Raw genomic sequence first — 21,503 nt, 5'->3', positions numbered from 1 at the left:
AAGTTGAATCAAAGGTTATGGGTTTCGATGGGGTAACCCCGATGACGGTAGAAAGTATAATGTTCCCGGGTGGTGGATAAAACCTTGTCTTCCTGACACACCACTTCGGCCAGTCGCTGGAAGCGGCTGAAAAACGGCGGCACCTCATGGCACAGGTTGATCAGCAGGTCGTGGTGATCGGCACCCTCATCGCTGTAGCCGATATGTACCGGGGCACCCGTTAATTCATTGCCCTGGCAATCGTGGGCGACAAAACTCTCCGGTTTAAAACTCCAAAGCCGCTGATCGAGGGCTTCGGCTTGCTCCCGGGTGTCTACCGCAATGTACACCTTGCTGCCACTGGCATGGGCTTTCTGGGTCAGGCGGCAGACGAAATCCAGCCGCTTGGATGCGGCTGAATCTTTAAGGACATAGAAATCCACGCGTGTCATGGTGTCGCTTACACCTGCTGCTGCAGATATTCCACCAGCATGGCGACCGGTCGACCGGTGGCGCCCTTCGCCGCGCCACTGTTCCAGGCAGTGCCGGCGATGTCCAGGTGGGCCCAATCATAGGCCTTGGCATAGCGCGCCAGGAAGCAGGCGGCTGTCACGCTGCCGGCACCGGGGCCACCGATGTTGGCCATATCGGCAAAATTGCTATCCAACTGTTGCTGATACTCGTCCCACAGGGGCATTTGCCAGGCTTTATCACCCGCGTTGATGCCGGCCTGGAGCAGCTCCTGGGCCAGATCATCGTTGTTGCTGTAGAGCCCGGTGGCGTGTTTACCCAGTGCCACGACGCAGGCGCCCGTCAGGGTGGCGACATCGACAACGGCCTTGGGCTTATAGCGCTCGGCATAAGTCAGTGCGTCACACAGCACCAGGCGACCTTCGGCATCGGTATTGAGGATTTCGATGGTTTGACCGGACATGGACGTGACGATATCACCGGGTTTGGTGGCGCGGCCGCTCGGCATATTCTCCGCCGCCGCCACAATGGCCACCACGTTTAATGGCAGTTGCATCTCAGTGATTGCTTTCATTGTGCCGAAAACACTGGCAGCGCCGCACATGTCGTACTTCATCTCATCCATAGCGGCACCGGGCTTAAGGCTGATGCCACCACTGTCAAAGGTGATGCCCTTGCCTACCAGCACAACGGGCTTCTGGCTCTTCTTGCCGCCCTTGTATTCCATGATGATCAGCTGAGCAGGCTCGTCACTACCGGCACTGACGGACAGCAGCGAACCCATTCCCAGTTCGTTCATTTGTTTTTCATTCAGCGCTTTGGCGGAGAATTTGGCGTTACCGCGAGCGAGCTTGCGGGCTTCCTTGGTCAGGTAGGTTGGTGTGCAAACGTTGCCCGGAAGGTTGCCGAGGTCTTTGGTCAATGCCATGCCCTTGGCGATAGCCGCGCCCGCTTTCGCTGCCTGGTTGATGGCTTTGTGCTGCCCTTTACCGGACAACATATAAAGTCCTTTCTTCAGGCCGTCATGCTTACCCTTTTTGGCTTTGCTCTTGAATTGATCAAATTTGTAGGCGCTGTCCGCAATCAGTTTGGCGCTCTGGCGTGCTTTCCAGGCTTCGTCGCGGTTTTTAATCTCGACTTCTTCCAGGCACAAACAGACATCTGTGGCTTTGCTGGATTTGGCCACGGCGGCGATTTTTTTGACGGCTTTTTCAAACTTGTCGGGATTGAGTGCGTCTCCGGATTTGCCAAAGCCCACCAGCAGAACACGCTCCGCTTTACAGCCGTCTACATGGGGAAGCAGCAGGGTGGTGGCCAAGTTACCATTGAGATCCCCCCTTTTGAACATTTTTTCGACAATGCCGCCGGCGGCCTTGCTGAGTTGACGGGTGGCGCTACCGAGTTTGGCGTCTTCGAAAACGGGCAGCACCAGCAATTCGGTGCGTTGTGTAAGTGGTGAGGCGGCTTTTGCCTGAAAATCCATAGTCCTTCCCCAAGACAAAAATGATGGTTTACGGGATAATGCGCGCTCGCAGGGGAACACGAAAACAACGTTCAGACCCACAGCGCGATAAAAACAGCCTAGTTTACGCCAAGGGCGGAAGCTAGCGAAACATTTCCAACCACGGATTCCCAATTTTTGTGATTATTGTTCGGTACCCATCCCTATGATCGTATTCAGGTATCTGGCCCGCGAGGTGATGGTCAGCATGATTGCGGTCAGCGCCGTGCTGCTATTGATCATTATGAGCAGTCGCTTTGTGAAATACCTCGCGGATGCCGCAGCTGGAAAACTGGCGCCGGAGGTTCTCTTTGCCATCATGGGTTTCCGCCTGCCCGGATTCCTGGAATTGATACTGCCTCTGGGGTTATTTATCGCCTTTTTGTTGGCCTATGGCCGACTCTATATGGACAGCGAAATGACCGTGCTCAGTGCCTGTGGCGTCAGTGAACGACGCATCATGCTGTTCAGCCTGTTTCCGGCCCTGTTTGTGGCCGGTTTGGTGGCAACCCTGAGTCTGGTGGTCAGCCCGCTGGGTATCGAAAAGGCCGAAGCCATTCTCAAGCAACAAAAAAACCGCAGCGAGTTTGAGCATATGAAGCCGGCGCGATTTCAGCGCACCGGTGGTGACAAGGGCATCACCTATGCCGATGATCTGAGCGATGACCGCAAGATCATGGAGCAGGTGTTTATGGCTGAGATGCGCTCCGAAGGCAGTGATCAGACCGACCTGGCGGTGGTCATGGCCAAAAAGGGTGAGCAGGTGGTGGATCCTGAGACCGGTCTGCGCTATTTGAAGCTGCATGATGGTATCCGTTACAGCGGCAACCCCGGTGAGGCCAACTACCAGATTATGGAGTTTGAGACCTACTGGCAGCACTTGCCGGATACCGAGCGCCTTAAACACTACACAACCAAAGCCGACGCGGTGCCGACCCAAACCTTGATGGAATCCAGCAAGCCGGAGGATATTGCGGCATTGCACTGGCGCTTTTCGCTGCCGGTGCTGGTGCTGGTGGTCACCTTGTTGGCCGTTCCCCTGAGTAAAACCAACCCTCGCCAAGGCCGCTATGTGCAGATGATCCCCGCGATTCTGCTCTATATCGTGTATCTGGTTTCCCTGAATGCGGCCCGGGGGGCGGTGGAAGAAGGTGATTCCGAACCGCTGGAAAGTATCTGGGCTGTGCACGGGGTGTTCTTACTGATTGCCCTGATCTTGTACCTGATTCCCCATGTGCGACTCTATTTGCGTTCTCGCAAGGGGGAGGCTGTCCATGGGTAAGCTCGATCAATATGTCGCCAAGATGGTGATCGGCGCCGTGTCCATGGTGCTGTTGGTGATCGTCTCACTGGATGCGATTGCTGCATTGGTGGATCAGGTGGGAGAGCTCCGCGGCAATTACGATTTCGCCGAAGCCTTGGTGTATGTCGGTTTGACCTTGCCGGGTCGCATTTACACCAACATCCCGCTGTCTTCGCTGATTGGTTGTCTGGTGGGTCTCGGAATTCTCGCCAGTTCCAGTGAATTGGTGGTGATGCGGGCGGCCGGAGTCTCGGTTTCGCAAATTACCTGGGCGGTTATGAAACCGGCGATGTTGTTTATTCTTTTGAGCATTGGCCTCGGCGAGTATGTGACACCGTTGACGGATCAGATCTCGGAGAGCCGGCGTGCCATTGCCCAGGGGGACCGCAAGGCTCTGGAATCCCGTCGCGGATTGTGGAACCGCGAAGGCAATGAGTTTATGCACTTTAACGCGGTGCAACCCAATGGCCGCTTGTACGGTGTTACCCGTTATCGATTTGATGACAACGGTCAGCTGGTGTCCGCAAGCTTCTCAGAAACGGCGTTATATCAGGGAGATCACTGGTTGGAGGAAATGGGCCGGGAGACGCTGCTGTCAACGGAGGGGGTCGAAAAGCATGAATTTACCTGGCGCCGCTGGAACACCAACCTTTCGCCGCAATTGTTGAACGTACTGGTGTTGTCCCCGGACGCACTGTCGATACGCAATCTGTGGTCCTACGCCAATTATCTGGAGGAGCAAAATCTGGACAGTCGGGAGTATCGGCTCGCCTTCTGGAAGAAGGTATTGCAGCCGCTGGTCACCGCCAGTCTGGTGATCATCGCCGTGTCGTTTATCTTCGGTCCTCTTCGAGAGGTCACCATGGGCTACCGGATTTTCACCGGTGTGATCGTGGGTATTGTCTTCCGGACCACCCAGGATTTGCTGGGGCCCTCCAGCCTGGTGTTTGGTTTCTCACCGTTGGTCGCCGTTGCCCTTCCGGTCATGGTCTGTATGCTGATAGGACTGTTGTTATTGCGGCGGGCGAACTGACGGTTTCTTTTTCTCAGGCTTTGGCAATTGAACCACATGGGTCTGGCTGGCGGCATCGTGCCAGCTACGCCCCTCTTTATCGATGAGCGCCCAGAAGTAACCCATACCCGCCAGGGCGAAACTGAAAGGCCCCACCAGCCCACGAACCAGGGCCTGGGTGATCTGCACAGGGCCACCGGCAACATTGCGCACTTGTATGCGCCAGGCTCGCATGCCCAGTGTCTGGCCACCCCGGCACCAAAAGAACCAGTAAAAACCTTCCAGGACCAGTACCAGTCCCACAAATCCGGCTTCACCTAAATTGGCTTTCTCGCCTTCACCCAGCTCAATGCCCAGCAAAGTGTGTTTGATACTCAGGAAGAGCGCGCCATAGGCCATGGCCACAGCCATGAGCACCAGGCTGTCGTAGATCATGGCCGCCAGGCGGCGCCAGAGATTGGCAGTGGGGAGGTCAACCATAAAAAACGCCCGCATTAAAAAATGCGGGCGATTGTAGCAAAAGCAATTGGACTTAGGAGACTTTTGCGCTTAAAACTCGTATTTCACACTCAGCTTGAGTTTGTTGCCTGAGAGGCGAATTTTATAGTCCACCTCTTCGGTAAACTTGCCGTGGCCATTGCCGTCAGGCAATACAGAGCTGGTGGCGTAGTGTTTGCCGTGGACGCCATTCCAATAGGTGCGCAGCCCCATCTTGACCAATTTGGAGACCACTTTGCTCCCCACATGCAGTTCAGCGCCTTCGGCGTCCTGCTCCAGCCACTGATAGTTGAGCGCGCGTTGGGAGGCACTCATCTCATTATTGCGAATCTGATCGCAAATGGTTTCCAGCTGGTTGTTGGTCAGTGCGGTGTTTTGAGGTTGGTAGCGCTTACGCTCACTACCGGTGTGTTTGAGAGGGTTATAAAAGTTAAGGCGATCAGGCACGAACAGATCGTCGTGTTTGTCGGCCTCAATCATTTTCTCGGCATGGACGGAGGTGGCACCGGCGCAGATCAGCAACGCCAGCAGGCAGGCTATCAGAAACACGGCTCCGGCAACAAACCGGGAGTCTGTTCTCTCTGCTGCAATGACTAATGCCTTGGACCGCGTCATAATTCGCCACCTCTTACCTCTGAGTATTATCTATGTTGGTGATTTTTAAAGGGTTTGTGAATAGGCGTGGTTAGATCAAAATGGAATGGTTAATTATTGAACTTTTGGGTTGAACCCAATACCTGCTGAACACTTCTTGGAAAGCCTTGTGTCAAGGCCACTCCCAATGGCTTGTGCGTTTTTTGATCAGATTGTGACTGGCTTCTCGGGCCATTGTTAAAACAGTGGAATATCGAAGCCCCAAGAATTAGCACAAAATAATCTAAGTAAAGAACCAATCATTAGGCTGGTCTTATTCTTAAATCTTATTTAAAAATAATAATTTAGACTTTTTTGGAATGCCTTGACCAGAATCAAAGTCGTCAGGTGACGGGGTGAAAGAAGCGGATCACGTTATCGTCGGCGCCAGCCAATGGCTGACCAATCGAGATGGTGCCTTCACCCTGAAGGGGCACCTCCTCCCGGCGCAGATAAATCTCCTGCTGGTGCTGGTTGGTCACATAGGTGCCATTGGTACTGTGATCGATCAGTACATACTTGCCACGGCGAAACAGAATCTGGCAGTGTTCCCTGGAGGCGAGGCCATGTTGTACATGCAGGTCAGAGCGGCTGGGGTCACGGCCCAGCACGAATGGCGTCAGCTCCGGCGTCAGGCGATGCTGGTGGTCTCCATAAACCAGGGTAAGTGCCTGGTTGAGCCCACTTGAGGTGACGCCATCGATCGACATTACCTTGGTGGCGTAGTTGGTGTTGGTTTCGTTCTCCCAGCCCAAACGGTAGATGACCCGCTTAGTGGCCTCCCCCTTGAGGCTGATACGGTCAAATTCGTGGCAGTCGAACTGCAGGTCCATGCAGCAGACATCATAGAACCCCTGGGTAATCAGGATCTGGCCCGCTCGTGCAATGTGAGTGAGGTAGGCGGCGTCGTTGACGGTTTCGCCAAAAATGTCGCCATTCTCCAGCAGAGTATCGCCATAGGCCATACCGATACGAACCGGTAGAAGCCCCTTGGGGTCTGACAGCGTGCGTTGCATGACCTGAGCGGCCTGACCCGCCTGAGAGGCATCGGCAAAATAGACCATGATCTCATCGCCGATGGTTTTCACCAGCACCCCTCGATGCTCCTCGGTAATGCGTGTCATGGAGACCAGCGTTGCGTCCACCCGTGCTTTGGCGCCCTCGTTGCCCATCAACTTATAGAGGCTGGAGCTGCCGCTGACGTCGGCGAACATGATGGCTCTTGGCGTGGCTGTGGGGGGCATTGGTTCCTATGGGGGCGCAGGGGCGGCTGAACAGGGGGTCATGATACCTCAGGTTTCGGTGTCAGAGAATGTCAAGACGAGTGGCCGCAGCGGTCAATGCATGTGCAGCATCTATATTTCACACTGTCGTCCACTTCAATAAGTCAGCCCGGGGCTGAAACTTAACTCGAGAGGAACATCATGGCTAATTCAGCTTTTATTTATGACGCGGTGCGCACACCGCGCAGTAAAGGGAAAAAAGATGGCTCGCTGCATACGGTAAAGCCGGTCGATCTGGGGGCGGGTCTGCTGCGCGAGCTGCAGTCGCGCCATGATCTGGATACCTCTTACGTCGACGATGTGGTGTTTGGCTGCGTGACGCCAGTAGGCGAACAGGGCTCCGATATTGCCAAGATGGTTGTCCAGAACGCCGACTGGGATGAGTCTGTCGCCGGTGTACAGCTGGATCGATTCTGCGCCTCTGGCCTGGAAGCCGTAAATACCGCAGCCGCCCGCGTGGCCTCCGGTTGGGAAGACCTGATTGTGGCCGGGGGAGTGGAATGCATGTCTCGCGTACCTATGGGCTCCAACGGTGGTGCTATGGGTGGCGATCCCGAATTCAGCATGAAGACCGGCTTTGTACCTCAGGGCATTGGTGCCGACTTGATCGCCACTCTGGAGGGCTGGAGCCGTGAAGATGTGGACGCCTACGCACTGGAATCCCAGAAACGAGCCAGCCACGCTCAGGCCAATGGTTACTTTGACAAATCAGTGGTTCCTGTTTTGGACCGCAATGGCATTACGGTTTTGGAAAAAGACGATTTTATCAAACCCGATACCACCCTTGAGGGCTTGGGTAAACTGAAACCATCTTTTGAGATGATGGGCCAATTCGGTTTTGATGATATTGCCCTGCGCAAGTACAACACGCTCGACAAGATCAACCACGTACACACACCGGGTAACTCTTCCGGCATTGTCGATGGTTCCAGTGCGGTACTGATCGGCAGTGAAAAGGCGGGCAAGGATCTTGGCCTGACTCCTCGCGGCCGTATCCTTGCCACCGCAATTCTGGCAACCGACCCAATCATCATGCTCACCGGACCTGGTCCGGCTGCAGAGAAATGCCTGCAGAAAGCCGGCCTGAACAAATCTGATATCGACCTGTGGGAAATCAATGAGGCATTCGCTTCTGTGGCCATGCGCTACATGAAAGATCTGGGCGTCGACCACGAGATTACCAACGTCAACGGCGGCGCTATTGCCATGGGTCACCCGCTGGGCGCCACCGGCGCCATGCTCGTCAGCATTGTGTTGGATGAGCTGGAGCGTCGCGGCCTCAAGCGCGCCATGCTGTCCCTGTGTGTGGGTGGCGGTATGGGTATTTCCACCATTATTGAGCGTGTGTAAGAGACGGAGCCAGGGGATAGAACAATGAGTGTATTTAAGTACGAAAAAGACGCCGACGGTATTGTAACCGTCACTATGGACATGACCGGTCCCGTTAACGCCATGAACGACGAATACAACGTCGCCATGAACGAAACTGTCGACAAACTGGAAGCCGAGCAGGGCCTCACCGGTGTGGTCTTCGCGTCCGCCAAAAACACCTTCTTTGCAGGTGGTGACCTGAATATGCTGGTGTCCATCCAGCCGCAGCAGGCAGAAGAGTTTTATGAAGGTATTATCGAGACCAAAGAGCGCCTGCGCCGTCTGGAAAAGCTTCCGGTTCCAGTTGTCGCTGCCATTAACGGTGCCGCATTGGGTGGTGGCTTTGAGTTGTGTCTGTCCTGTAACCATCGCGTTGCCTGGAACAGCAAAGCCGTACAGGTTGGTTTGCCTGAGGTAGGCCTGGGACTGCTGCCTGGGGGTGGTGGTGTTGTGCGTATGGTTAACCTGCTGGGGCTGGAAACCGCGCTGCCCTATCTGCTGGAAGGCAAAAAGGTCAATGCTGAAAAAGCACTGGCTGCCGGTCTGATCCACGAAACCGTTGACACCCTGGATGAGTTGCTGCCGCGCGCCAAAACCTGGATTCTGGAAAACAAGGAGTCAGAAACCGCTGCTGTACAGCCCTGGGATCAAAAAGGCTTTAAGATCCCCGGAGGCAAAGCCGGTACGCCCAAACTCGCCCAGACCCTGATGATGGCGCCGGTAATGCTGCAGCAGAAAACCCGTGGACTGCTGCCCGCCCCGGAAATGATTCTGGATGCGGCCACCGAAGCGGCCCGTTTGGACTTTGATAACGCCCAGATTGTGGAGGCGCGCAACTTTACTCGCCTGGCAACTTCGGACGTTGCCAAAAATATGATCAGCACCTTTTTCTTTGGTCTGAACAAGGTTAATGGTGGCGCCAGCCGACCCGCCGATATCGCCTCGTCCAAAGTCAAGAAAGTGGGCATCCTGGGTGCCGGCATGATGGGGCAGGGCATCGCCTACTCATCTGCCATGGCCGGCATTGAAGTGGTGCTCAAGGATATCTCTCAGGAAGCGGCGGATAAAGGCAAGGCATACACCGAAAAGCTGTTGGACAAGCGAGTATCCCGCGGTCGCATGAGCGCAGAGAAAAAGGCGGAAATTCTCTCGCTGATCAAGGCTACCGACGCCGATGCGGATCTGCAGGGTTGCGACCTTATCATTGAGGCCGTGTTTGAGAATATGGAACTCAAGCACAAGATCACCAAATCCACCGAGGGTTATCTGGCAGAGAACGGCGTCTGGGGTTCCAACACTTCAACCCTGCCTATTACGCAGCTGGCGGATGCCTCTTCCAACGCCGCCAACTTTATCGGTATTCACTTCTTCTCGCCGGTAGACAAAATGCCTCTGGTGGAAATCATCTGCGGCGAGAAAACCAACGATGAAACCCTGGCCCGAGCTTTTGACTACGTACGCCAGATCAAGAAGACGCCAATCGTGGTCAACGATTCCCTCGGCTTCTTTACCTCCCGCACCTTCGGCACCTACATTGATGAAGGTATTCGACTCACTCAGGAAGGTGTGCATCCCATCCAGGTGGATAACATGGGCAAGGCGATTGGTATGCCGGTCGGTTCGCTTACCGTGCACGATGAGACCAGCCAGCAGTTGTCACACAAAGTTGTCGGTACCCAGAAAGACATGGGCCTGTTCGTCGAGCCGGTTGACGGCGATGCCATGAGTGAAATGGTGGACTGGATTTATGTGGAGAACAATCGCGGTGGTCGTCACCACGGCGGCGGCTACTACACCTATGGCGAAGATGGCAGCAAAACCATCTGGCAGCCTCTGGTAGACAAGTACCACAAACCGGATCACGGCATTGAAGAGCAGGATATGAAAGATCGCTTGCTGTTCCGCTCCGTCATCGAGACTTTAAAGTGTCTTCAGGAAGGTGTTCTGCGCTCTGTGGCCGATGGCAATATCGGCTCCATCATGGGTATCGGTGCACCGATCTGGACCGGTGGCTACCTGCAGTTTATCAATACTTATGGCGCCAAACGGTTTGTTGAGCGGGCCCGTGAATTGCAGGCCAAGTTCGGCAATCGCTTTGAACCACCCGCCATTGTGGTGGACAAGGCTGAAAAGGGTGAGCTCTTCACTTAACACCCTTGGCGCCCGCCATCTCAACCGCCTCCAGCCGTTCTGTTGACTGGGGGCGGCCCCCTGCGCCGACCGTGGTCGTTTTCGACAAGCTTAGGGCTCGTTTCTGTCGTTGTGTTTATGCAGTTCTGTAATAGACTGAAAGCAGTCCAACGTCAGAATAACGAATACAGAGGTGGATATGATTTCCCTGCAAGGTATGATCGAGCGGGCGGCGCGCCTGAATCCAAACGGAACAAGTACTCGCTACGAGGAAGGTGGCCAGCGCCGAGAACACAGCTGGACTGAACTTCGAGACCGAATTGCCAGCCTCGCCTCCGGATTACAGCAATTCGGGCTCAGTGAAGGCGATCGTGTGGGTATTTTAAGTCTCAATAGTGATCGCTACTATGAGTCTCTGTTTGCGGTGCCCTGGGCGGGCTACTGTGTGGTACCGCTCAATACCCGCTGGGCGCTGCCCGAAAACCAATACGCGGTGAGCGATTCGGGTACCAGGGTGCTGTTTTTCGATGATGCCTTCGCCGGGCAGGCTGAGCAGCTATTACAGCAGGTACAGGACCTGGACGTTGCCATTTACATGGGCAACGGCGACTGCCCTGGTTGGGCAACATCCTATGAACAACTGATACAAAACCATCCTCCTATTGATGCTTCCAGCCGTGGCGGCGATGACATGGCTGGCATTTTTTACACCGGTGGCACCACCGGATTCCCGAAGGGGGTGATGCAATCCCACCGCGCCATCTGGGCCAGCACCGTCGGCTGCCTGCCCGACTTTGAAATGACCCGTGACAGCCTATATCTGCACGTGGCCCCGATGTTCCATATGGCTGACTTTTGCGCATCCATGGTAACCACCATGTGTTGCACCACCCACGTTTTCTTGCAAAGCTTTGAGCCCGGCCAGGTCCTCAGCACCCTGGCTCAGGAGAAGATCTCCCATGTGCTGCTGGTGCCGGCCATGATCAAGATGGTACTCAACCACCCCGATGCCTCGGGTACTGACGTCAGTGCACTGGAAAAAATCATGTACGGCGCCTCGCCCATGCCGCCGGCGACCCTGGAACAGTGTATGGCTCAATGGCCCGGTGTTGGTCTGGCCCAGGCCTATGGTCAAACGGAGCTGGCACCGGTGGTGACGACGCTGTCATCCGCAGATCATCTGGCCGGCGGGCAACGTTTGAAGTCGGCCGGCAGGCCAACGACGGTAAGTGATGTTCGCATTGTTGATGACGAAGGCAACGATTGTCCGTTGGGGGTATCCGGCGAAGTGGTGGTACGGGGGCCGCACACGATGATTGGCTACTGGAACAAACCGGAAGAAACCGCCAAGGCCCTGCAGAACGGCTGGGTATTTACCGGTGATGCAGGGTTGTTCGATGAAAACGGCTATCTCTATATTGTGGATCGTCTAAAGGACATGGTCGTCAGTGGTGGCGAAAATGTATTTACCACCGAGGTGGAGGGTGCCGTGATCAGCCACGATGCTGTTCAGGATGTGGCGGTGATCGGTATTCCTCACGACGAATGGGGTGAGGCGGTGCACGCAATCGTGATACTGCATCCGGGCAAGTCAATAACCGAAGACCAATTGATTGCCCACTGCCGTGAGCGCATCGCCGGTTATAAACTGCCCAAGTCGGTGACTTTCCGCGAGCAGCCACTGCCATTGTCCGGTGCCGGCAAGGTATTGAAAACCGAGCTGCGCAAGCCCTACTGGGAGGGCCGGGACCGACAAGTGAACTAAACCCGGCCAGCGGCAGCCAGCCCGGGTTGTTGTGGGTTATAATGCCGGCAACAACCCATAGCCAAGGCTTCTCGGATAGGAATGAAAGGCTCCCGCAAACCCGCGCTGAAAATGTCTGACCTGGCCAAGATGGCCGGTGTCTCCAAGTCTACGGTCTCCCGCGCGCTCGCCGGCAGTGAGCTGGTCAATAAAGAAACCCGCGAGCTGATCAAACAGCTCGCTGCCGAACACAACTATCGTATCAATACCCGGGCCCGGGATCTGTTTCTGCAAAACACACTGACTATTGCGGTGCTGCTGCCGGCCGCCGGTCGCAGTGACTGGCAAATATCGGATCCCTTTTTTCTTGAGCTCTTGGGTGGTATTGCTGAAGCCATCAACGAAGAAGGACACCAGCTGTTGCTGGCAAAAACCCATGCCCAGAGCGGCAACTGGATCGCCGACTTTATCGATTCCAACTCCCCCGACGGCGTCATCCTGATTGGTCAGGGCGCTCAGCATGACAAGATCAACGAGATTGCCAAAAGCTATAAAACCCTATCGGTTTGGGGCGCAAAAGTTGATGAACAACAGCTCTATCCGACAGTGGGCAGCGACAATGAACTCGGTGGTTACAAGGCGACACGACACCTGATCGAACAGGGCCGCGAGCGTATTGCTTTTCTGGGTTACACCAGCGTCCCGGAGATCAATCTTCGTTACGCCGGGTATCGCCGTGCACTGGAAGAAGCGGGCATCAAAGTTGACGGGGCTCTGGAGCGCCCCGCCCGGCACAGTCGCAGCGCCGGTTACGTTTCTACTCAACAGTTGATTGAGGAAGGTGTTTCGTTTGACGCGATTTTTGCGGTCAGTGACCTTTACGCCATGGCTGCCATTACAGCTCTCCAGGAGGCCGGTATTAATGTGCCCGAGGACGTAGCGGTGGTGGGTTACGATGATATTGCCATTTCGGCGTTTTACAATCCGCCCCTGACCAGCGTGCGACAGGATCGGGTGGAAGGCGGCCGCCTGCTGGTGGAAAACCTGCTGGCGGCGGTGGAGGGCAGGGAGCCCGAATCCAGGATTCTGGAGACGGAACTGATTGTGCGTAAATCCTCAGGCGGAGAAATGTCCAAACCCCATCTGAGATAGGGCCCCCTTTTAACTTGTGGCGGCCGCTGCGCCTTCGTAGTCACTTTCTTCCAGCTCATTCAAAACGGACTGCGCGGGATTTTTAATCCAGTTGTATAGCATCCCCACAAACAGCAGCCCGGCAAAAATGGTGGCAAGACCAAAACCGTACATCACATGCCCGAGCAGATCACTGATTGCCCCCATCATTAATGGGCCTATTGCTGCCGCCACTGCGGTAAAAAACAAAATTATTCCGGCCACTGATCCGTGTTCTGATTTATGAAAACAACTGATGCCCTTGGAATTCAGCGTGGGATAAATCATCGACATAAACAGCCCGGAAACAGGCAACAGAAACACCGCTGCGTTAACCCCGAAGATCATGGTGCCCAAATAACACAGAAAGATAATCAGGCTGAACACCATCATCACCATGGTCCAGCTGTAACGGGATAAAATCCAAACACCCAAAAACCGGCCGCCGGCGCGCAGAATAAAAAAGATCGTTAACGCGTAGGTGGCAAACCAAACGGCGGAGCCGTTGTAGTCGGCCAACAGGGTTGGCATCCAGACATAGATCGCCACTTCTGTCGCCACGTACAAAGCAATCGCCAGGGAGAAGCCCAAGGCATAGGGATTCTTCATCATCGTCAATGTGTGCTTCAGGCTTACCGGTTCGCTGTCGACGGTTTTGGTCTGCGGGTAGCGAACCGCCAGTGCAGAAACCACCAGCAGTAAACAGATACCGCCAGCGATGGCGTAAAGGTACTTCCAGGAATAACCGGCAGCCAGCAGATAGGTCACCACGGCGGGTCCAATGATAGCTCCTACACCAAAGAACCCTTCGACGGCATTCATGGTGGACGTATGCTGGCGTGTCGAAGAGGAGATATCGCCAATTAATGCCAGTGCGCCGGTTTTGAATATGCCGATGGCGGCTCCGGACACCACCAGCAAACCCAGGAAAAACTCAAAGCTATTGCCCAGCACAAACAAAAAACAGGCAGCAGCGAACAATATCAACCCAATCAATATGGTAGTCTTGCGGCCCAGTTTGTCCGCCAGAAAACCGAACAGCACACCGCTGAGGGCGATGGCAATCATGGGCGCATAGTGAAAGGCGCCCGCGGCAGTCATGCTCAAGCCGAATTCACGAATGACCTCCGGAATAATGACCCCTACCGCGTCCGTGGTCATGGCGAACATCAAAAACATTAAAAAGGTCAGGCCCTTGATCAGTAGTAGATTGTGCTGATCGGCGTGCTGTGTGTTTGTCATTGTGATTTCAACCCTGCTGAGTCATTAGATCTTGGGAGCCATAGAAAAAGCGTAGCGCCTCTCTAGCCGTTGGCGCCCCAAAATCATTAAACGCCATCTCATCCATAGTTGCAACCGGTTGTATTGGTCATAAAGGGCCATTGAGGCTCATATTCTGAACAGTTATGACCGCACGGGGCTTCATAAAAATAAATTACAACCGGTTGCAAAAAACGATTGCAACCGGTTGTAATGTGTCGTAACTTAAAAATGCGCCTCAATAACGCTGGATGGGATCCAGAGTCAGTGAGGATGACTAATAATTCACTAAGGCGTTTGAAAAGACGCCTAAAAAGACACCTGAGGAGAGACGAGCATGCCCAAGCTTCGCGCTTTTGCCCCAAGTACCCTGGCTGTTGCCATTGCCTCCAGCTTCGCTGTACCCAGCCTTGGTGAAGACCTGCTGAACCTGGAAGAAATAATCGTTACCGCAACCGCCCGCCCGGTCAGCAAGTTGGAATCCAGTATTTCCGTCAGTAGCATGGGGACGGATGACATCGCTGACTTCGCCCCCCGATCCACCGCTGAGATCTTTCGCAATATCCCCGGTATCCGCTCAGAATCCTCCGGCGGTGAAGGTAACGCCAATATCGCGGTGCGCGGTTTGCCTGTGGCTTCGGGTGGTGCCAAGTTCCTGTTGCTGCAGGAAGACGGACTGCCGGTAATGCAGTTTGGTGATATTGCCTTTGGTAACGCCGACATTTTTGTACGCGCCGATTCTACCGTGCAAAGAATCGAATCCATTCGGGGTGGCTCTGCTTCCACTTTTGCTTCCAACTCCCCCGGTGGCGTGATCAACTTTATCAGTAACACCGGTGAGGAAGCCGCCGGCAGTGTTGGCATTACCCTGGGAATGGATTACGACAGCTTCCGTACCGACTTTGAATACGGCGGTCCGATCAATGACGAATGGCGTTTTCATATCGGTGGTTACTTCCGTGAAGGTGATGGTCCTCGTGATGCCGGCTATAAAGGTAATTCCGGCGGCCAAGTCAAATTCAACTTGACCCGCGAGTTCGAAAACGGCTACGCGCGGGTTTACTTCAAGCATCTCGATGATCAGGGCATCAGTTATATGCCCATGCCGACGACGGCCAGTGGCAGTTCGATTCCCGGCTACGATATTCTTGAAGACACCCTGCAGACTTCATTGCTGAAGAACAATATTGGCGTGGACGATGACGGCAGCTTGCGCAAGAGCGATATCACTGAAGGCATGCACCCGGTCTACACCTCAATTGGTGCGGAATTTTCGTTTGAACTGGCGGATGACTGGAATGTGACCAATCGCTTTCGCAAGGCATTTGTGGACGGTGGTTTTGTATCGCCCTTTCCGGCACAGATTGACGATGCGCAGTCCATCGCCGAATCCATCGGTGGTGAAGGCGCCAGTCTTGTTTACGCCAATGGTGGCAACGCGGGCGAAGTGATTGCCGATCCCAGTGCGTTAAACGGTAATGGGCTGGCTATGCGCATGCACCTGTTTGATACCGAATACAACGACTTTGGCAGCTTCGCCAATGACCTTAAAGTCAGCAAGCAGTTTGATGATGTAACCGTTACTTTCGGCTATTACATGGCTTCGCAGACCATCGATATGTCCTGGTTGTGGAACTCTTACCTGCTGGAGGTTAAGGGCGATAAAGCGGCTCTGCTGGATGTGGTGGATGCCAATGGCAATGCGCAGACTGACAACGGGCTGATCGCCTACGGTGTTCCTTTCTGGGGCAATTGCTGTACCCGCAACTACGACGCTGAGTATGACATTCGAGCGCCCTATATGTCCGTTGAGTGGGTTACCGGTGATTTGACCGTGGATCTCAGTGTGAGACATGACAGCGGTGAGGCCACAGGTTCTTACGCCGGTACTGTGCAGGCCAGCAATGTGGATGTGAATCGCGATGGTGTGATTTCTGTGCCGGAGCAGAGTGTTTCCTTCGTGGATAACAGCAACGCCATGCCTGTCGATTACGACTGGAGCTACACCTCCTATTCATTGGGCGCCAACTATCTGTTGTCAGAAGATCTGGCGGTGTTCGGTAGAATCAGCCACGGTGGTCGTGCCAACGCGGATCGCCTGCTGTTTGGCCCCAATATCCTGGCCGATGGCGATGTTCTTGACGACGATGCCGCAGTCGATGAAGTTGATCAGTTTGAACTGGGCGTGAAGTATCGCGGCGACAATCTGGGGCTGTTTGTAACTGCCTTCTACGCGGAAACGGAAGAGCAGAACTTTGAAGCCACGACGCAAACGTTTTTTGCCAGAGAGTATGAAGCTCACGGCCTGGAATTCGAAGCGTCTTATCAAATCGGCAACTTCAACGTATCCGGCAGTGCCACTTGGACCGATGCTGAAATCGCCGGTGATCAGCTCAATCCTTCCGTTGTAGGCAATACGCCGCGTCGTCAGGCGGACTGGATTTATTCGGTAACGCCGTCCTACGACACCGAGCAATTCAGTGTCGGTGCCAACATCATTGGTACCACCGAAGCCTATGCACAGGACAACAACGATCTGGAGTTTGATGCTTATACCCAGGTGAATCTGTTTGCACACTATTACTTTACGACCGACCTGTCGATCAGCATCAACGTCAACAATCTGTTCGATGAAACCGGACTGACCGAGGCCGAAGAGGGTTCCGTGCCTGACAACGGCATTATTCGCGCCCGTTCGATCAATGGGCGCTCCAGCTCCCTGAGTCTCAAATACGCTTTCTGAGACCTTTCTCGTCATCGAGAACCCGGGCATCAACCGTGCCCGGGTCTTCTTTACCCCAGGAGATGTTTACGTGGGATTTTCCTTAAAAGATAAATGGGTTTGGGATTTTTGGTTTGCAAAGGATGGGGAGGATTACCACCTGTTTTATTTGCAAGCGGATCGTGCGCTCGAAGATCCGGAGTTGCGGCACTGGAATGTGAGTATTGGTCACGCGGTCTCGACAGATCTGAATGACTGGAAGGTCCTGCCTGATGCGATTGCGCCCTCACCTGTGCCGGAGGGCTCTCAAGGAATGATTCCCGCAGATTCCTGCACCACCTGGACGGGGTGTGTGATCCAGCACGACGGTACTTGGTATATGTATTACACCGGTTCCAGCAAAGCGGAGGATGGGTTAGTGCAGCGGGTCTGCCTGGCGACGTCCAACGATTTGATGGCCTGGGAAAAACATCCGGCCAATCCGTTGGTGGAGTTGGACGAGCGCTGGTATGACGGTTTGAATCTGGAGCGTTGGCACGATGCTTCCTGGCGTGACCCATGGGTGATGAAAGATCCTGCGAGTGATCGTTACCATATGCTGGTGACTTGTCGTGCAAATCGGGGAGAGAACGATGGTCGTGGTGCGATTGGTTACGCCCAATCAAAAAACCTGATTGACTGGGAGGTTAAGGAACCATTCCTGGCACCCGGAAGCTATGGTGAGATGGAAGTTCCACAGGTTGAAAAAATCGGCCGCCACTATTACCTCTTTTGTTCTGTATCAGAACGGTTTACTTCCAAGCAACAAAGAGCGCTGTTGGCTGAAGAGCCTTTGAACGGGGTCATCTACTATATGTCAGAAAACCTTGAGGGCCCCTATAAATCTGTCGGATCAGGCTACCTGTATGCCGATGCACAATTCAGTCTGTATTCTGGTAAGGTGATTCAGGGTCCGGATAAGGACTGGTATCTGATGGGTTTCCTGAACCGTGATACAAAAGGCGACTTTGTTGGAGGGCTCTCAGAGCCTATGCGTATCAATATCGCGCCCGACGGGCAACTGACCGTGTAATTTTTTGGTGTCAATCAACAGCAAACAGAAGTTTACATCATAAGGGGGATGACGTTAGTGAGCGCGTTGTACGCAGGTATTGAGGCAGGCGGTACCAAATTTAATTGTGTTGTGGGAACTGACCCATTCACTATTCTGGCCCGTGAGCGATTTGCCACCACCACTCCCAGTGAAACCCTCGGAAGGGTGAAAGACTTCTTTCTGTCACAGGCTTCAGAGCACGGTGAATTTGCAGGTATTGGAATCGGCTGTTTCGGCCCGCTCGATTTGAATCCCGGATCAAATACCTACGGATACATTACAGCAACGCCCAAACCCCATTGGTCCCAGACAGATATTGCGGGGTTCTTTTCCTCGGCGCTGGATGTGCCCGTGAGCTTTGACACCGATGTTAATTGTGCCGCCTTGGGCGAATACCACTGCGGTGCTGCCCGAGGGAGACCGAATTTTGTGTATGTAACCGTCGGTACAGGAATTGGCGCGGGTGTATTCGTCGACGGCAAACCTCTCAACGGAATCGCTCATACTGAGTTTGGTCATATTCTCGTTCCACGAGATCCCGGAGACACTTTTAAAGGACACTGCCCGTTCCATACGGACTGTCTCTCAGCCCTGGCTTGCGGGCCAGCGATTGAGGCACGTTGGGGCTGTAAGGGACATGAGTTACCTGAAAATCATGAGGCATGGGATCTTCAGGCACACTATCTCGCAATAATGTGTGTCAATATCACTCTGTCCTACTCCCCTGAAATCATTATTCTAGGGGGTGGCGTGATGGATCAGGCACACTTGTTTCCAAAAATCAGGCGCAGATTTGTCGAATTGATGAACGGCTATATGATTCCTGACATCAATCCGTCGGACTATATTGTTCCCACAGGTTTACAGGGAGCCTCTGGGGAAGTTGGAGCGATGGTCATGGCCGTTGGGGGCTGAAGTTCCTGGAACTATGGCCTATAGAACAATGATCCATAAAATTAAAGCTTCCTATAGGCCAACGGCGTCACCCCCGTCCACTTCTTAAAAGCGCGAATAAACGTACTGGCTTCAGAAAACCCCAACTTAAATGCGATCTCCTCCACGCTGTATTGCTTGCCATTGATAAAATGAATGGCCATGTCTCTGCGTGTGTCCTCTTTCAGCTGCTGAAATGAATAGCCGTCCTTCTTAAGGTGGCGGCGCAGGGTCTGTTCGCTCATGCCCACGTGTTTTGCCGCCTCAACCAGGTGAGGGCTGCTACTGCCATCTCGAAATATATTTTCCATCCACAGGCGAATTTTGATGGGAATCGACGTGCTTCTTCGCGGTTGAGTGATGAGTCGTACATGCACATTTTTAATCAGTTCATCCAGTTCGTCGCGGCTGCGGCGCACGGGCATGTTCAGGCTGCCATGACTAAAGTGCAGAGCATTGCGTTTTTGCCCGAATAGAACCGGCGCGCCGTAGAACAGGAATCGATATTCCTCGCTGAAGCTGGGCTCCGGATAGGCCAGCTCCACTTTTTCAATGGGCAGAAACTCGTTGCTTAACCAGCAGTGTACTCGATGCAGCGTGGTCAGGCTTGTTTCCGTAATAAACTGATGGCGAACCCCCTTGCGCCGCTGGCAGTGCAAAGCCGCGTAGCCGCCGTTGTCATCCAGATGGATAGATCCTTTCAGGCTGCCATCGATAATATTGACCACGTCCCGCCAGATCTTCAGGGATTCCCTCACGTCACGGGCCTGGGCACAGGCGTAGGTGACATACTTGAAGGTACCCCTGACCTGGGGCTTCTCCATCAGGCCGAAGGATTCGTCCCTGAGCAGCTGAATGACCGAATGAAACAGCTCGGCAAACGATAATGTCGATATCCGTAGCTTGTTATTGCTCAGCAGTTGCGTGGGTAATCCCTGCACTCTGAGTATCTCCTCAGGGCTGTAGCCTTTGAGTGACGCGCCCTCCAGCAACATTTTGACAAAAATCGGTGATATGGTTGCGCCTTGCATAGGGTCTGGCCTGAAAATCTACAGAGTCAGCTTTGGAAGATAATGCCTATTTCGCTGTATGTCTACGCCATGGCTCAAATTGGCTCAAAGGCTCAGACTGAGCTTCATTGAACGAGAATCCCATTAGAGAGGCACGCAATGACCCATCACGCATATATCTACGACGCCGTACGTACCCCCCGCAGTAAGGGTAAAAAGGACGGTAGCCTGCACGAAGTCAAACCCATCGATCTGGGCGCTGGATTGCTAAAGGGGCTGCAGGCCCGCCATGATCTGGATACCTCCTATGTGGACGATGTGGTGATGGGCTGCGTGAGCCCTGTGGGTGAACAGGGTTCGGATGTCGCCAAGATGATCGTTCAGAATGCCGACTGGGATGAATCCGTTGCTGGCGTTCAATTGGATCGCTTCTGCGCTTCCGGTCTGGAAGCCGTCAATATCGCCGCCCAGAAAATTGCCTCCGGGTGGGAAGATCTGGTGGTTGCCGGTGGTGTTGAATCCATGTCCCGTGTGCCTATGGGCACGAGTGGTGGCGCCATGGGCAGCGATGCCGCGTTTCAATTGAAAACCGGTTTTGTTCCGCAAGGCATCGGGGCTGACGTCATCGCCAATCTGGAAGGTTGGAGTCGTGAAGATGTTGACGCCTATTCATTGGAATCCCAGAAGCGCGCTACCCATGCAAGGGACAATGGCTATTTCGGCAAGTCTGTACTTCCCGTAAAAGACAAGAACGGCTTGGTGATTCTGGAAAAAGACGACTTCATCAAGCCGGATACCACGATGGAAGGGCTGGGTGCGCTTAAGCCATCCTTTGAAATGATGGGTGGTTTCGGCTTCGACGACGTGATCCTGAGAAAATACAACACTCTGGAGAAAGTGACTCACGTTCACACCCCCGGTAACTCCTCCGGTATTGTTGATGGCGCGTCAGCAGTCCTTATCGGCAGCGAAAAAGCCGGCAAGGACCTGGGCCTGACGCCTCGCGGTCGTATCGTTGCCACCGCCGTTACCTCCACCTGCCCCATCATTATGCTGACAGGCCCTGGCCCGGCGGCCGAGAAGTGCCTGCAAAAAGCCGGTCTGAAAAAGTCCGACATTGATCTGTGGGAAATCAACGAAGCATTCGCCTCTGTTGCCATGCGCTACATGAAGGATCTGGATATCGATCACGAGGTGACGAACGTTAACGGCGGTGCCATTGCCATGGGCCACCCCCTGGGTGCCACCGGTGCCATGCTGGTCAGCACTATGCTCGATGAGCTGGAACGCCGCAACGCCAAACGCGCCATGCTGTCTCTGTGTGTGGGTGGTGGCATGGGTATCTCCGCCATTATTGAACGCGTGTAAACGAACCGATCAACGACAGAAT

The 21,503-nt window shown here is 54.1% G+C and carries 17 protein-coding genes; 10 read left to right on the top strand and 7 right to left on the bottom strand.

The features are described from left to right. Nucleotides 1-8 precede the first annotated feature (8 nt). Together HBA55_RS18205 and HBA55_RS18200 are read right to left on the bottom strand one after the other, a co-directional pair. The gene (locus tag HBA55_RS18205; RefSeq protein ID WP_166994376.1) at nt 9-431 is read right to left on the bottom strand and encodes a DNA polymerase III subunit chi; all 423 of its coding nucleotides are present in this window, start codon (nt 429-431) and stop codon (nt 9-11) included. Nucleotides 432-439: 8 nt separating this feature from the next. Beyond that, nucleotides 440-1,933: a leucyl aminopeptidase gene (locus HBA55_RS18200; RefSeq protein WP_166994374.1), complete on the bottom strand. Its 1,494-nt coding sequence runs from the start codon at nt 1,931-1,933 to the stop codon at nt 440-442. Between the two features lie 184 nt (nt 1,934-2,117). On the opposite strand from HBA55_RS18200, the gene lptF reads away from it, so the two are divergent. Together lptF and lptG are read left to right on the top strand one after the other, a co-directional pair. After that, complete coding sequence (lptF, locus tag HBA55_RS18195; RefSeq protein ID WP_166994372.1) at nt 2,118-3,233, top strand: LPS export ABC transporter permease LptF; 1,116 nt, start codon at nt 2,118-2,120, stop codon at nt 3,231-3,233. Beyond that, on the top strand, nt 3,226-4,287 hold the full coding sequence (gene lptG / locus HBA55_RS18190) for an LPS export ABC transporter permease LptG (protein WP_166994370.1): 1,062 nt from the start codon (nt 3,226-3,228) through the stop codon (nt 4,285-4,287). Before lptF ends, lptG begins: the two co-directional genes overlap by 8 nt. On the opposite strand, the gene HBA55_RS18185 is transcribed toward lptG, so the two are convergent. The 3 genes from HBA55_RS18185 to HBA55_RS18175 all read right to left on the bottom strand — a co-directional run bounded on the left by HBA55_RS18185 (nt 4,267) and on the right by HBA55_RS18175 (nt 6,641). Next, nucleotides 4,267-4,746, bottom strand: a complete 480-nt coding sequence (locus tag HBA55_RS18185; protein ID WP_166994368.1) for an RDD family protein — start codon at nt 4,744-4,746, stop codon at nt 4,267-4,269. The genes lptG and HBA55_RS18185 overlap by 21 nt on opposite strands. Before the next feature lie 69 nt (nt 4,747-4,815). Further along, nucleotides 4,816-5,379, bottom strand: a complete 564-nt coding sequence (locus tag HBA55_RS18180) for a hypothetical protein (protein ID WP_166994366.1) — start codon at nt 5,377-5,379, stop codon at nt 4,816-4,818. A gap of 362 nt (nt 5,380-5,741) precedes the next feature. Continuing rightward, nucleotides 5,742-6,641 (bottom strand): FHA domain-containing protein, encoded by a 900-nt coding sequence (locus HBA55_RS18175; RefSeq protein WP_166994364.1) that lies wholly within the window; start codon nt 6,639-6,641, stop codon nt 5,742-5,744. Nucleotides 6,642-6,821: 180 nt separating this feature from the next. On the opposite strand from HBA55_RS18175, the gene HBA55_RS18170 reads away from it, so the two are divergent. From HBA55_RS18170 to HBA55_RS18155, 4 genes are all read left to right on the top strand, one after another. After that, nucleotides 6,822-8,030 carry an acetyl-CoA C-acetyltransferase gene (locus HBA55_RS18170; protein ID WP_166994361.1) on the top strand — a complete coding sequence of 403 codons (1,209 nt, stop codon included), beginning with the start codon at nt 6,822-6,824 and terminating at the stop codon, nt 8,028-8,030. Between the two features lie 24 nt (nt 8,031-8,054). After that, on the top strand, nt 8,055-10,202 hold the full coding sequence (locus HBA55_RS18165) for a 3-hydroxyacyl-CoA dehydrogenase NAD-binding domain-containing protein (RefSeq protein WP_166994359.1): 2,148 nt from the start codon (nt 8,055-8,057) through the stop codon (nt 10,200-10,202). A 178-nt stretch (nt 10,203-10,380) separates the two neighbouring features. Beyond that, nucleotides 10,381-11,946, top strand: coding sequence for an acyl-CoA synthetase (locus tag HBA55_RS18160; protein WP_166994357.1), 1,566 nt, complete (start codon nt 10,381-10,383; stop codon nt 11,944-11,946). Between the two features lie 81 nt (nt 11,947-12,027). Then, entirely contained in the window at nt 12,028-13,077 is a 1,050-nt protein-coding gene (locus HBA55_RS18155; RefSeq protein WP_166994355.1) for a LacI family DNA-binding transcriptional regulator, read from the top strand. Nucleotides 13,078-13,086: 9 nt separating this feature from the next. On the opposite strand, the gene HBA55_RS18150 is transcribed toward HBA55_RS18155, so the two are convergent. Further along, nucleotides 13,087-14,337, bottom strand: coding sequence for an MFS transporter (locus tag HBA55_RS18150; protein WP_166994353.1), 1,251 nt, complete (start codon nt 14,335-14,337; stop codon nt 13,087-13,089). 355 nt (nt 14,338-14,692) lie between these two features. Here HBA55_RS18150 and HBA55_RS18145 point away from each other — a divergent pair, with 355 nt between their 5' ends. The 3 genes from HBA55_RS18145 to HBA55_RS18135 all read left to right on the top strand — a co-directional run bounded on the left by HBA55_RS18145 (nt 14,693) and on the right by HBA55_RS18135 (nt 19,085). After that, nucleotides 14,693-17,098 (top strand): TonB-dependent receptor domain-containing protein, encoded by a 2,406-nt coding sequence (locus HBA55_RS18145; RefSeq protein ID WP_166994351.1) that lies wholly within the window; start codon nt 14,693-14,695, stop codon nt 17,096-17,098. 70 nt (nt 17,099-17,168) lie between these two features. Next, complete coding sequence (locus tag HBA55_RS18140) at nt 17,169-18,149, top strand: family 43 glycosylhydrolase (RefSeq protein ID WP_166994349.1); 981 nt, start codon at nt 17,169-17,171, stop codon at nt 18,147-18,149. Nucleotides 18,150-18,197: 48 nt separating this feature from the next. Next, nucleotides 18,198-19,085 (top strand): ROK family protein, encoded by an 888-nt coding sequence (locus HBA55_RS18135; RefSeq protein ID WP_166994347.1) that lies wholly within the window; start codon nt 18,198-18,200, stop codon nt 19,083-19,085. A gap of 41 nt (nt 19,086-19,126) precedes the next feature. Here the strand turns inward: HBA55_RS18135 and HBA55_RS18130 are convergent, their stop codons facing one another. After that, nucleotides 19,127-20,134: an AraC family transcriptional regulator gene (locus HBA55_RS18130; protein ID WP_166994345.1), complete on the bottom strand. Its 1,008-nt coding sequence runs from the start codon at nt 20,132-20,134 to the stop codon at nt 19,127-19,129. A gap of 138 nt (nt 20,135-20,272) precedes the next feature. Here HBA55_RS18130 and HBA55_RS18125 point away from each other — a divergent pair, with 138 nt between their 5' ends. After that, nucleotides 20,273-21,481, top strand: coding sequence for an acetyl-CoA C-acetyltransferase (locus HBA55_RS18125; RefSeq protein ID WP_166994343.1), 1,209 nt, complete (start codon nt 20,273-20,275; stop codon nt 21,479-21,481). Nucleotides 21,482-21,503 lie beyond the last annotated feature (22 nt).

The sequence above is a fragment of the Pseudomaricurvus alkylphenolicus genome, assembly GCF_011683955.1.
GTDB classification, from domain to species: domain Bacteria; phylum Pseudomonadota; class Gammaproteobacteria; order Pseudomonadales; family Cellvibrionaceae; genus Pseudomaricurvus; species Pseudomaricurvus alkylphenolicus.
This window is presented reverse-complemented; position numbering and strand designations above follow the sequence as displayed.